Annotated in this window: 12 protein-coding genes; 2 read left to right on the top strand and 10 right to left on the bottom strand. The window is 65.4% G+C overall.

The genetic code is table 11. The annotated features are described in order from the left end of the window. Positions 1–358 precede the first annotated feature (358 nt). Positions 359–1285 carry a LysR family transcriptional regulator gene (locus tag A7D17_RS21480; RefSeq protein WP_064510968.1) on the top strand — a complete coding sequence of 309 codons (927 nt, stop codon included), beginning with the start codon at positions 359–361 and terminating at the stop codon, positions 1283–1285. A 71-nt stretch (positions 1286–1356) separates the two neighbouring features. Here A7D17_RS21480 and A7D17_RS21485 read toward each other — a convergent pair whose 3' ends face one another. From A7D17_RS21485 to A7D17_RS21500, 4 genes are all read right to left on the bottom strand, one after another. Beyond that, entirely contained in the window at positions 1357–1890 is a 534-nt protein-coding gene (locus tag A7D17_RS21485) for an SRPBCC family protein (protein WP_064510969.1), read from the bottom strand. 242 nt (positions 1891–2132) lie between these two features. After that, positions 2133–3956, bottom strand: a complete 1824-nt coding sequence (locus A7D17_RS21490; RefSeq protein WP_064510970.1) for a tannase/feruloyl esterase family alpha/beta hydrolase — start codon at positions 3954–3956, stop codon at positions 2133–2135. 273 nt (positions 3957–4229) lie between these two features. Then, a complete protein-coding gene (locus tag A7D17_RS21495; protein ID WP_064511013.1) occupies positions 4230–4730 on the bottom strand; it encodes a lactoylglutathione lyase family protein in 501 nt (166 codons plus the stop codon). Between the two features lie 277 nt (positions 4731–5007). Next, the gene (locus A7D17_RS21500) at positions 5008–5379 is read right to left on the bottom strand and encodes a BON domain-containing protein (protein WP_064510971.1); all 372 of its coding nucleotides are present in this window, start codon (positions 5377–5379) and stop codon (positions 5008–5010) included. A 149-nt stretch (positions 5380–5528) separates the two neighbouring features. On the opposite strand from A7D17_RS21500, the gene A7D17_RS21505 reads away from it, so the two are divergent. Next, positions 5529–6587: an oxidoreductase gene (locus A7D17_RS21505; RefSeq protein ID WP_064510972.1), complete on the top strand. Its 1059-nt coding sequence runs from the start codon at positions 5529–5531 to the stop codon at positions 6585–6587. A 384-nt stretch (positions 6588–6971) separates the two neighbouring features. Here the strand turns inward: A7D17_RS21505 and gnd are convergent, their stop codons facing one another. The 6 genes from gnd to A7D17_RS21535 form a co-directional block, all read right to left on the bottom strand. Beyond that, positions 6972–7913: a phosphogluconate dehydrogenase (NAD(+)-dependent, decarboxylating) gene (gene gnd / locus A7D17_RS21510; RefSeq protein ID WP_064510973.1), complete on the bottom strand. Its 942-nt coding sequence runs from the start codon at positions 7911–7913 to the stop codon at positions 6972–6974. A gap of 21 nt (positions 7914–7934) precedes the next feature. After that, a complete protein-coding gene (locus A7D17_RS21515; protein WP_425479652.1) occupies positions 7935–9227 on the bottom strand; it encodes a hypothetical protein in 1293 nt (430 codons plus the stop codon). Positions 9228–9421: 194 nt separating this feature from the next. Continuing rightward, positions 9422–9802 carry a glycine zipper 2TM domain-containing protein gene (locus tag A7D17_RS21520; protein ID WP_064510975.1) on the bottom strand — a complete coding sequence of 127 codons (381 nt, stop codon included), beginning with the start codon at positions 9800–9802 and terminating at the stop codon, positions 9422–9424. 125 nt (positions 9803–9927) lie between these two features. Next, a complete protein-coding gene (locus A7D17_RS21525; RefSeq protein ID WP_064510976.1) occupies positions 9928–10719 on the bottom strand; it encodes a DUF2242 domain-containing protein in 792 nt (263 codons plus the stop codon). A 73-nt stretch (positions 10720–10792) separates the two neighbouring features. Beyond that, positions 10793–11857: a DNA methyltransferase gene (locus A7D17_RS21530; protein ID WP_064510977.1), complete on the bottom strand. Its 1065-nt coding sequence runs from the start codon at positions 11855–11857 to the stop codon at positions 10793–10795. Then, positions 11850–12950, bottom strand: a complete 1101-nt coding sequence (locus A7D17_RS21535) for a hypothetical protein (protein WP_064511014.1) — start codon at positions 12948–12950, stop codon at positions 11850–11852. The genes A7D17_RS21530 and A7D17_RS21535 overlap by 8 nt, the downstream gene beginning before the upstream one ends. Between the last annotated feature and the right edge of the window lie 12 nt (positions 12951–12962).

Here is a 12962-nt window from a genome sequence, read left to right on the forward strand (position 1 = left end):
GCGATGGGCCTGCGGGCGCATCGGGTTGATCGAATCGGGCCGCCCAGGCTGATGAAGCACAATGCGCCAGCTCTGACGGCCCTGCATCGTGCGATTGATCCTACGCCCCAGCCAGTGATCCCCAACGCGTGGCCACTGCTCCATTCTGCTTACCGCTCCAAGTGCCACCGCTGGCTGTGCGGCCTGAGACACCAGTCTTGCGCCCAACTCCCATGCGCAGCTGCAGGCTCCACATCGATGCCGCCGGGGCGCCTTGCTGAACCTCCGGCACCCCGTATCACCGCTGCAGCGAATTGTGTTCTGACGAACGGTTCCGCTATACAGGAACCCGTCCAAGGTTTTGCAACGTACGCAGCTGATGAAAGACATCAAGACATTGGATCTGAACCTGCTTAAGGCCTTGGATGCGTTGCTGGACGAGCATAACGTCACCCGTGCCGCGGCCAGATTGGGCGTCACCCAGCCAGCCATGAGCGGCATGCTGACGCGGTTGCGCAAGACCTTCGACGACCCGCTCTTCGTGCGCGCGCAGCGCGGTATCGTGCCCACGCAGCGCTGTCTGGAATTGGCCGGGCCGCTCAAGCAGGTCATCGGCGAGATCGGTGCCCTGTTGCAACCCTTGGTGTTTGAGCCGGCCACCGCCACGCAGACCTTCACCATCGCGGCTACCGATTACGCGTTGCGGGCAATCGCCATTCCGTTCCTGGCCGCACTCAAGCAACAGGCGCCGCAGATCCGCGTGGCCCTGGTGCCGGTGGACGACCGGCAGATCTACGCCCAGCTCGAACGCGGCGACATCGACCTGGCCCTGCTGACGCCGGACAGCACGCCCCCGGATCTGCACGCCAGGGCCTTGTTCCACGAGCGCTATGTCTGCGTCTTGCGCAGCGATCATCCTGCCTTGCAACGTAGCCGCAAGCGATTGAGCATCGATCAGTTCTGCGCGCTCGACCATGCACTGGTGTCGTACCTGGGCGGCGGATTCCGCGGCGTGACCGACGCGGCGCTGGCAACGCTCGGCAAGCACCGCCAGGTCACCCTGTCGGCGCAGTCCTTCCTCATCGTTCCCGAGATTTTGCGCGCCAGCGATAGGGTGGCGATCCTGCCGAGCCGGCTGGTTGCCGGCTTCGACGGGTTGACGATGCTCGAGCCGCCCATCGATGTCCCGGGCTTCACCAAGGTTGCCGCCTGGCATGCGCGCACCCACCGCGATGCGGCACAACGCTGGCTGCGCCAGTTGCTGTTCGACCATTGCGGGGACCGCGCCACGCACCGCCGACAATAGGCTGCATTCGCGTTGCAGGCTGTGGGCACCCGCCGGCGACACGCCATCGTAGCAACCGGAAAATGCCGCGCTTACCGGGCAGCGCGGGCAGCGGCGACCAGGCCGTCCAGCCAGTCCTGGTGGCCGTTGATCATCGGATTTGGCCTGGCGTTGCGTAACGCTTCGGCCGGCTTACCTTTCTGGGTTTCCTGCGTGAGGATGCGTACGCGGCCGCCATCGAGGTCTTCCACCAGCCAGGCATGGTGCACGTCCAACCGTGCGGAGCTGCCTTCCTCGCCCGACCAACCATGCCATGCAACGCGTCCGGGCTGGCTATCGGTCGGCGGGACGAACTCATTGCATCGGGCATGCACCGGAAACCCGAAGGTCTCGAAGTAAAAGCGCACTCCCTCGCAGAGCTGCGGACCTGCTGCATCCTCAAAACGCACGTTCGCCGAGTTGGCGTAATAGCTGGGCCAAAGCGATGGCTCGCTCAGCAGCGGCCAGATCTGGGCGGCGCATAAGCCGGCGACGACCACCTCGTTGGACGCAAAGTTTTCGGTGAAACCCGGTACGTAGCCTTCCGGCCAGACGATGGCAGTGGCATGCGCGAGGTTGGTTTGCATAAGGACAGTCCTGAGTTCGATGAAAGTGGGTTGGAAGGCAGTGCTGCGGCCGTGCGATTGCGGGCCGCGCCTGTCTGCCCGGTCAACGATGGCGACCGCTCAGATATAAATCCAATCCTTACTTTTTATATTCCCCATCATCCAGCCCGATACCAGCGAGCAAGCGCCTTGTGCGATCCGCCGCGCACGCCCGGACGATCATTGCTGGAATGCAACAGCCGGGCTGCCCTAAACCGGCAGCGCTACTGCGCCAACGGGGCGTATGGACTGAAGAACTCGGCACCGGCCCAGGCCGGCATCTGGAAGTCGATAGCCGGGCCGCGCACGAAGCTGGATGCCTTGCCTGGGTCGCCCTTGCCGTCCCACGCCGTCGTAGACGGCCAGGGATAAACCGGACGCGCTCGCACGGTCTGCGCAGTCGTCCGCTTGTCCGGCCCAAGCGCCGCCGCCTGCGCTCCTGGCGCAGGCGCCGTGCGTGCTGCGTGCATTCCCCCTGCACCGCGCGGCGCTCCAAAGTCGCTCGCGGCATCCAGCTGCGGTTGGCGCGCCTGGATCGCATCCGGCGCAGTGCCGCGCTCGACCCAGGCCATCAGCGGCGTCAGCAGATCCATCTGATAAGGCCCCTCGCCGTTGGAGCAGTGGTACATGCCGGGGAACGCGTACAGGCGCGCAAAGCTGTCGGCACGCCGGGGGCGCAGGTGTTCGCGCATCGCGGTGTAGTAAGCAATGCTGTTGATCGGCGAAATATGCGGGTCGGACCACCCGTGGAAGAGGATCAGCTTGCCGCCGCTGTCGGCAAACGCCGACAGGTCGGGGTTGGTAGCGTCGAACAGACGATGCCGAACGCGAAGCTTCTGAAAGGTCGCCAGATCGAACTGCATGTCGGCCAGCGTGAAATCGCTCGGCGGATCGACCTCAAACGCCATGTTGCGCAGGACCGGCAGGCTGACCTTTTCACTGAAGATCGCATCGTTGGCCGACTGCGGCACATACACGCCGGCCCAGGCCAGTTCCGACCCGTATTGCGGGCCACCCGGACTCAGGCGCGTGCCGGTGGCCTGATCGCGTGGGCCATCGTAGAACTTGCGGACAACCGCAATCTCCGCCGCACTCAGGCAGGCAGAACGCTCACTCGCAGCGGCTGGACACTGCAGCGTTGCCGGATCGAAGTGGCACGCCAGCGGATTGCCGATCACCCCGTCGGCCAGCCCGTCGAGCGCATCACAGGCCTTCAACACCGCGGCATGCAACACCGGCAGCCGCGCTGCCAGCAACACCGGCTTGCCGTCGGCACCGGTATTGGCACGTGCCTGCCACGCATGGAAGACCGCGTTCTGTACAACGAAATTCAGCGCCCCCGCACCGGCGATGATGCCGTCGAAATCGTTGGGATAACGCTGCGCCTCGATCAATCCCTCGCGCCCGCCATCGGAGCAGCCGCTGAAGTACGCGTAGCGCTGCGAGCGGCCGTAATACGCGCGGATCAATGCCTTGGCAGCGACCGCAGTGAGGTGCTGACCCCGATAGGCGAAGTCGGCGCGTTTGCGTGCGTCCTTGCCGAATGTGCCGTCCTGATCCTGATGCCCCATGTCGGTGGACGCCAACACGAAGCCGCCACTGTTCAATGGCGCGCAGCCGTCGGCCGCGCCAACGTTGCCGGCAATGCTGCCGCACAGGCCGCCACAGCCAATCTGCAGATAGCGCTGCGTCCACGTCTGCATCGGCAACTGCACCGCGAAGTCGATTGCAGGCAAGAGCGTGCCTTCGACTGCGCAGATGGACTGGCCCGCCTGGTTGGTGGTCTCGACAGCAGCGGTGATCTTGCTGCCTGCCCCTGCGATAGCGGAAAGGTCGAAGCGGCCCAGGTCCGCGCAGGCCATCACCGGCTTGACCACTGCCAGCGCAGTCGATTGTGCTTGCGGCCCCGTCGCCGTCACTGCGGCAATGGACGCCTCGTGGGTGCGCGCGCACCCTTGCAGCCCGCACCCGAACAAGGCGACGACCGCAGCCGCCCTATGCGCGTAGAACGTGTTACTGCGCCTGTTGGCATTGCTCGGGCTGAACATGATGCGGATCCTCTTTGTTCAATGGACGATCGGCAGAAGCCTGCAGTCGCGCTCCGGCCTATGCCCAGGGACTGCGATGATTCAAGGCGAAACAACGCGCTTTGCGCATCGCAGGTAACCGTCGAGCGTAGGTTGATCAGGCGGCCGATCATCGGCAGATACGCAGCATCCGATTGAAGCAAGCAGCCCAGGCTGGTGTGGCGGCACATGCTCTGCAATGTTGCGCAATCACGCATCGCATCAATGAGCGCTACAACCATGCGCGCCCTGCATTCAGGCGTAAGCACCCGCCGAATAGGTCAGCTCATAACTATGACTGTAGATTTCCAGGATGTTGCCGAACGGATCTTCCATATAGACCATGCGATACGGCTTTTCGCCCGGAAAATACTCGCGTACCGGCATCCGCTGCCTGCCCCCGGCGGCGACGATCTTCGCCGCCAGCCCTTCGACATCCGGGTCCTGAATACAGAAGTGAAAGACACCGCTCTTCCAGTACTCGAAATTGTTGGCAGGCTTTTCGGCGTTGCGAAACTGGAAGAGTTCCACTCCCATGCGATCGCCCGTCGACAGGTGCGCGATACGGAACGAGCCCCACCCGGCACCGAAGACATCCGTGCACATCACGCCAATGGCACTGTCGTCTTCGGTGATCCCGGTCGGCGGCATGATCAGATACCAGCCTAATACATCGGTATAAAACGCAACCGCCGCCTCGATATCAGTGACCGACAGACCGATGTGGGAGAAATTTCGCGGATATGGGGCAGTCATGGACAGGCGCATAGCGAAAGGGGACTTGATACTAAATGGCAACGACAGCCATGAGACCCGGCCCCGACTTATGGCCACGATAAGATCCTGATATGAGCGCGGCTGGCATTGCAGCGACAAGCACCTGCCAGCAATACACAACACGCCATCTGCCGAAGCTGATCGCGCAAGCGTCGGCGAGAACGCGCCAACAAAAAAAGGCGCACTCCGTGGAGTGCACCTTGAGCTCGGTCCCGCCGCCTCGCCTCGGCCGGACCGGCATTCGCAGCAGCTGCGCTTACTTCTTCGCAGCAACGACCTTCAGGCCGGTCGACTTAACGCTCTTGACGCCTTCGATGCCCTTGGCCACGGCCACGGCCTTGTCGTGCTCAGCCTGGGTGGCGACCGAACCGGTCAGCGTCACGATGCCGTTCTTGGTCTCGACCTTGACGTCGGTGCCCGACACGTTGTCGGTGGCCAGCAGATCGGCCTTGACCTTGGTGGTGATCCAGGTGTCGGTGACCGGCTTCTTGGACTCATTCATGCCAGCGGCATGGTCCTTGTGGGCGCCCATGTCCTGCGGCGCGGCAAAGGCCTGCGTGGCACCCAGGGTCAGGCCCAGCGACAACGACAGCGCCAGCAACTTGCGTGCATGCTTCATGTTCTTCATCCGAGACACTCCTGTTGAACGTGGCTGCAGCTTGCGGCGGTGCTCGTCGAGCAGACGTGACCGCTGCATGCAGGCGCCGTGAACCCGGCGAACACGGGTGGGTGCAATACCATGCAGGTTCCTTCCGTCGTTGCGATGAACCGTTTTCAATGCCTAAACCGTTCAATCTGGCTGTCGTCGGCTACGGCTATGTCGGCCACACCTTCCATGCACCGCTGATCGCCAGCACGCCCGGCCTGCAGTTGCACAGCGTGGTGTCGTCCAAGCCGCAACAGGCGCAGGCGGACTTTCCCGGCATCCACGTTGTCGCCGACCTCGCCACTGCGCTGGCCGATCCCGCACTCGATGCGGTGGTGCTGGCCACGCCCAACCAGACCCATGCACCGTTCGCGCTGCAGGCGCTGGCAGCCGGCAAGCACGTGCTGGTAGACAAGCCCTTTGCGCTGGATGCCACGCAGGCGCGCAGCATGGCAGAGGCCGCCACCGCTGCCGGGCGCATCGTCAGCGTGTTCCAGAATCGCCGCTGGGACGCCGACTTTCTGACCTTGCGCCGCCTGATCGACGAAGGCCAGTTGGGCGAGGTGGTGGAATTCCACTCGCACTTCGATCGCTATCGCCCGCAGGTGCGCGACCGCTGGCGCGAAAGCGATAGCCTCGGCGCCGGCCTGTGGTACGACCTGGGCCCGCATCTGCTCGACCAGGCCCTGCAACTGTTCGGCATGCCGCAGGCGATCGGCGCAGACCTGCAGCGCCAGCGCAGCCAGGCGCGCAGCGACGACTATTTCCACGTCACCCTGCACTACCCGCGGCTGCGGGCGATCCTGCACGCCGGCTCGCTGGTGGCCGACAACCGCCTGCGTTTTGCGGTGCATGGCACGCGCGGCAGCTATCTCAAGCATGGCCTGGATACGCAGGAAGATCAGCTGCGTGCCGGGCGTCGCCCCGGCACGGTCGGCTGGGGCGTGGATCCGTTGCCGGGCACGCTGACGCGCGTGGACGAAGAAGGCCGCGTGCATACCCATCAGCCTGAAAACCTGCCCGGCGATTATCGCCAGTGTTACGCCGCCTTCCGCGACGCGCTGGCCGGCACCGGTCCGGCGCCGGTCGCCACTGACGACGCGGTGCAACTCATGCATCTGCTGGAGCTGGCCCAGCGCAGCGCAGCAACCGGCCAGGTGCAGTGGCTGGAGGGCATGCGCACGCCCTGATGTAGGCGCAGCCAGCTGCGTGCGCTTGACGGCGCATAGCCGGCTGCGCGCAAGACATCGGCTATTGGCGTGACGGTTTACCGCACTCGCGTTCGACGTTCACAGTTCGATGCCGACAGTATGTGTGTTCAAGGCACGCTGGCCGGTGTGCAAACGCTCCGCCGGGCTAGCGGCCGAGCATGTTGCGTGCGCGACGTACTGGAAGCCGACGCCATCGCTGCGGGCATTCAATCGACGGGCTGGATTCGCAGCGCGGCGATCTCCAGCCAGCGAGCCTTGCAACGCCTTGAAGCGCGGCCGCTACGCTCAAAACAGCGTTGCATCCACCGGCATGCTGCTCAGCCATGACTGCGCCTTGCAACAGGCGCAGTCACCGAAGGCCGCTTATGCGTCCTTGCTGCCGATCGTCGGGGAGGCCGCCTTGGTGGTCATCACCGCATGCCCGCCGAACTGGTTGCGCATCGCTGCCAGCAACTTGTCGGTAAACGAATCCTTGTCGCGCGAGCGCAGCCGCTCCATCAGCGACAGCGTGATGATCGGCGCCGACACTTCCAGATCGATCGCCTCGGCCACCGTCCAGCGGCCCTCGCCCGAATCGGCCACGAACGGCGCGATGCCATCCATCGCGGGATTGTGCCGCAGCGCATCGGCGGTGAGATCCAGCAGCCACGAGCGCACCACGCTGCCGTCGCGCCAGATCTCCGATACCTGGTGCAGATCCAGCGCAAAGTCGGTCTTGTGCTGCATCAATGCGAAGCCTTCGGCATAGGCCTGCATCATCCCGTACTCGATGCCGTTGTGGACCATCTTGGTGAAGTGGCCGGCACCGCTCGGGCCCACCCGCCCCCAGCCTTTGTCCGGCGCAGGCGCCAGCGTGGCCAGGATCGGATGCAGCGTGGTCACCGCAACCTCTTCGCCGCCGACCATCAGGCTATAGCCTTCCTTCAAGCCCCACACGCCACCACTGGTGCCGCAATCGACGAAGGCGATGCCGCTTTCCTGCAGCAGCGCCGCGCGACGTTGCGAATCCTTGTAGTACGAATTGCCGCCGTCGATGACGATGTCGCCGGCCTGCAGCAGCGGCAGCAACTGCGCCAGGGTGTCATCGACGATTTTGCCGGCCGGCACCATCAGCCAGACCACGCGCGGGCTCGGCAATGCGGAGACCAGCGCTTCCAGCGCCTCGGCAGTCACGATCCCCTTGGCCTGCGCACTGCTACGCGCGCTCGCGCCTGGATCGTAGCCATGCACGCGGTGCCCGCCGTGCACCAGACGCTCGGCCATGTTGGCGCCCATGCGGCCCAAACCCACCATACCCAGTTCCATAACCACTCCTCAATGCTCTGATCAGTGCAGGGTGCCACGCCCGGCGTACGCCGGCGTGGCGGAATTCTCAATGGATTGTTCCGTGGCGGTGCTGGTGGCGCACTGTTGCAGCTGCCAGTCGATCCAGCGCCAGTACAAGGTGGTACGCAGATTGTGCAGCGTCAGGTCGATGGCGTAGGGCGTGCGCGGGTTGCGGTCCAGCAACCGCGCCACGTGATAGCCGATCGGCTTGATGCCCTTGGGATGCACGTACACCAGAAACCCTTGGTAGAACGGATCGTCCAGCAGCGTCTGCAACTCCTGCAGCTGCGCCTGCTGCTGCGGATCCAGGCTGGCGCGCAGCGAGGCGTCGCGCTCATACAACAAGCGTTCGAAGCGTCGCTTACCCGGCCCGCGCAGCGACTTGGACACCTCCCAGATCCGCCGGTTGAGTGCGTCGTAGTGCGCAAAGCCACCATGCTTGGCCAGTGCCTGCGCCGCCGCATCGCTGACATCCACCACCACGAAATTTTCGGCCTGGTTGTGGATATCGTCCAGGTAGGCCTTGTCGAACACGTGCGCGATGAAACCCGGCGCACCCACAAAGGCCTGCCGCCCCAGCTGCGCGGTCTTGGTCGCCTTGCCATCAGCGAACAACGTGCCGGCGTGCGCGCCAAGCAGAATGCTGTCGGTGTCGTGCAGGGTCAGGAAGGTGCCGATCGACAACTCGCCGGGCGTGAACACCCGATCGAATCCGGCATCGCCATACAACTCACGTTGGGTGGCGAGCTGGGCCACCTGCCGCCCCACCCCGCATTCGGAGCGCACATGGCCGCGGTAGAACGCATCCAGTGCCTGCGCATTGCTGCCGTGGGGCTGATAACCGCGGCCGAAGCTGCGAAACCCGCTCCAGCCCTGCGCCGTCGCGCCGCGCCAGCCAAAGCCGATCCAGCCCAGCTGCACTGCCGAGAACCGGTAGTTCGGATTGTTCTGCAGTTGGGTCACCGCGCGCCGTGTTGCGGCCCCGACCTCGAACCCATAGGCGCAGTGCGTGGCCGGATCATCCAGCAGCGCGTTCAGTGCGGCGCGGCGTTGCGGCGTGCCCCAGGCTGCCGGCAAGGTTGCCTGCAGGTCGCCGGCCGCGTGCGCCTGCGCCAGCGATCCCCGTGTGCAGGGTGCGCCGCGCGCAATGACCGGCGCGTCGACCGCTGCTTGGCGAATGGTCCAACCCAGGCGTTGCAACAGCGCCTGCACGCAGTCGGCGCTGGCTGCGCCTGCCGCATCGCCGGGCGCAGCGGTCGCTGCCTGCAGCAGCTGCGCCGCGACCAGCACCATGGCACAGCACCGCGTCGCCAAACGGGTACGCACGCTATGCCGCGTGGCCACGCAGATGGAGGGCGACGCACGCTGACGGCACGGCAGCTGAAGGTTGCTCATTCGCACAACGGCGGAGATTGAAGGCGTTGTCTTCTTGACTACAACAGAAAGCCCCGGCATGGCCGGGGCTCTGCGGATTCACTGCATCAGGCTCAGCGGCGTTCGCAAACGCGCTCGACGCGGCGGTTGCCGTTGGCCTGCTGGCGGTTGCCCTGGATGGTGCGGCCTGCCGCGCCACCTGCCACTGCACCAGCAACCGTTGCGAGCTTCTTGCCGTTGCCGCCGCCCACCTGGTTGCCGAGCAGGCCACCGATGGCCGCGCCGGCCACGGTGCCGCCAATGCGATTGGGGTCGGTTGCATTCTTCTGCACTTCCACGTTGCGGCAGCGCACGCGTGTGCCATCGGAAAACTTGCGGCCTTCGTCGGCTTCCGTATACGACCCCTGATGCGAGTAGCGCTGTGCCTGCGCAAGCGTACTGGTCGCCATCAGGCCGATCATGGTCAGGCCCAGCAGGGATGTCTGGATTTTCATCGTCGCTCTCCATCGTTCTCGCCCGCTCGGCGAGTCATGGCCCGCACTCTGTTCGCCTGGTCGAGAACACAACGTGAAGCGCGCTTACGGCTATTCAGGCTTTGGAGCGGAGCATGAACCGATCGTCACGGCTGCGTCGACGGCTCGTGTTGCGGTTCCTTTGCCGGCGCCGGCGGCGGGTCCTGCGCCTCCACCGGCAACGGCGCCACCGGAGGCTGCGCCACCGTCGCTGGGGACGCAGTGGCCGAAGCAGCGGCCCCCACCGGCGCATTGGCAGCCGACGCCTGCGCAGGTGGCGCTGCGGGCGCCAATGGTGCGGCAGGTGCTGCAGGCGGATGTGTCGGCACCGGTGCGGGCGCTGGCGCCGCCGCAGCGGGTACCGCTTCGGTCACCTTGGGCAGATACGAGGTCAGGCGCTCGAAAAAGCGCTTGTAGAAGGCCGCGTCCTGCACGGTGGTGCTGGACACGCGCACCAGCGAATCGCCACTGCTGCCTACCGGCAGCGACAACGACCCCAGCACCCCCACACCAACGCTGGCGGAGGTCGAACTCTTCTTCAGCGCATACCGGTCCTGCAGCGCACTGACGAACACCTGCGCCTTGCCGCCGTCCTGAGTGGCGCAGGAGATCCGCAAGTTGAGTTGCTCGCTCTGGTCGGCTTCCTTCAACTGGAAGTTCTTGCTGCCCTCCACCGCCGCCGCATCGGCACGGGTGACGGCGTAGCCCTGGCTCAACAGCACGCGCCGAGCCGCTTCGCAGGCCTGTGGCGAGCTGGCCGCCACGCTGCGGGAGTAGGTGTCGTCGGAATTGAACGACTCACGCATCAGCATCGTGTCGCCCTTGCTGCCACCGCAGCCGGCCAGGGTTGCCAGCGCGCCAAGCAGTGCGCCATGCGCGATCAGGGAAGTACGAGACATGGGAAGCTTCCATCATCCAAAACCGGCCAAAGCATAGCCGCAACGCATGTGCGCGCGGTGTCGCCTCGCCTGCTCAGGGCATCGGCGGTTCATCCGCTGGCAGTTGCAGGTCTACCTGCAGGCGGCTGCCATCGGCACCGATGCGTTCGGCGCGTAGGTAGTGATGCGTACGGACCGCCGCCAACGGCACCGGTGCCCGGCACGGCTCGCCCCACAGGCTCAAGCTGAAGCCCTGCGCCTGCAGCCAGGCGGTCAGCCGGTCCCATAACGGCTGCTCGGCGCGCAGCATCAGGTCCAGGTCGGCCGGCCCGTCAGGCACCAGGGTGGGCGACTGCAGCCAGCGTGCGTAGCTGCCATGCACCCGCACCGGCACCCCCAGCGCCTGTAGGGCCAGCACCAACTGCGCGGCCTGCGCCAGGTCCAGTTGCGCCCGGCAGTGCTGGAAGATCAGCGCGTATTCGTGGCTACGGTTGCTGTCGGTGCGTGCATGGGCAATACCACCGGCTGCGCGCCGGTAGCACAGCACCCGCTCTTCGTGCAGCGTAAACAGGCTGCCCAGGACCCGGCCAAGGTCCCAGGCCTGCGGAATCAGTCGCCCGCCAAGACAGATGTTTTCCACCATCACTACGCCGAATGCGCCTGGGCGTAGCCGCCGTCGCAGCGCATGGAACACCGCGCGCATGCCGGCAAGATAGCCCACGTAGTCGGCACTGGCGTACAGCTGGCCTGCCTGCGCTTCACCCTGCCACTGGCAGCCGAAATACGGCACGTTGGTCAGGCACAGATCAATTGCCGCTGCGGGTGGCGTCTGCACCAGGCTGCCAAGCACGACCGGCGCATCCACCCCATGCCGCTGCAGCCGTGTGCGCGCCACCTGCGCCCGCGCGGCATCGATTTCCATACCGTGCGCGTTGCGACCTTCAAGGGCCGCGGCGAGCAAGGTGGTACCGAATCCGCAGAACGGGTCGAACACCTGGTCGCCCGGCAGGCTGAAGTGGCGCACGAACGGGCGCATCTGATTGACCCAGCCGCAGTCGCGGCCGTGCAGCGGATCGCTGGCACGCAGATCCTCCGGCAACGCCCAGGCGGCATCGTCGGCGCTCGGTGTCCACCAGCTACGCTGATCGAACTCATCCATCGGCCGGCTCCCATAGCACGTCGGCGTCGGGGTCCCAGCCGGCGCACAGGCGGCCATTGGCAAAGAACACCAGCTTGTAGATGTCGCCGGTGGCATGACGCGCATGCATGGCCGCGTAATCGGCACTTTCAAAGACCACCTGCAGGCCGTCGTCGCCACGCAGGCGCACATTCCAGAAGTAATACCCTTCGGTCATGCCATCGAGCTGCCACTGCGCCCACCACGGCTGCTGCATGCAGTCGGCCAGCAATGGCTCCACGCCGATGCGCTGCTGTTCGATATAGCGCCAGGTGCCGTTGCTGCGATATGCCTCGTCCAGCCGCGACAACTCGCGGAAGATGACCTGGCTGGCGCCGCAGCGGCGTGCCCACGCGATGTAGTGCGCCACGTCTTCGGCACAGCAGATGCCATCGCGTTGCACGATGCAGACCAGCCGCACCGGCAGGCGTTCGGCAATGCTGCGCGCGGTACGCATGAAGGTGGCCGCATCGGCGATGGGCTCGTCCGCCCGAAACCGCATGATGGCATCGTTGCGCGCCTGCAACGGATGGTGTCGCGATAGTTCGATCCACGACAAGCCGAACTGGCTCAGCGCATCCAGCAGGCGCCCGCCTTGCGCACGCGCCAGGCCCGCCCCGTTGCTGTAGAGCACGCGCTGCTCCACGCGCGGGCCATCCGGTGTCTGCGACAAGGTCTGCAGCAGGGTCTGCAGCCAGCCCGCGTCATCGGTCATCTCCAGACCCGACAACGAATACGACAACGGCACTGCGTGCAGCACCTGCAAGGCGGCACGCAGCTGATCGAAATACGCCGGACCAGGCCGCAGCATGGACGCCGTCAGGCCACCGCCGTGCTGGCGCAGGTTTTCCGAACAGAACCCGCAGCGTGCCGAGCAGGGGCGCACCGACGCATACGGGGTGAAGGTGACCGGCAACGCCATCCGATAGCGGCGTTCGCCGATACGCAAGTGGTGCCAGCGGTTGCCCTCGTCCTGCAGCGGCACACGCCGCTGCAGGCTGGGGACTGCCGCGCGCAGCTGCGTCAACAGCGGCGAGGCCGGCGACAGCGATGCGTCGTCGATGGAAGCGGGCACGAGCATGCCTGC

It is taken from the genome of Xanthomonas floridensis, assembly GCF_001642575.1.
In the GTDB taxonomy this organism is placed as follows: Bacteria; Pseudomonadota; Gammaproteobacteria; order Xanthomonadales; family Xanthomonadaceae; genus Xanthomonas; species Xanthomonas floridensis.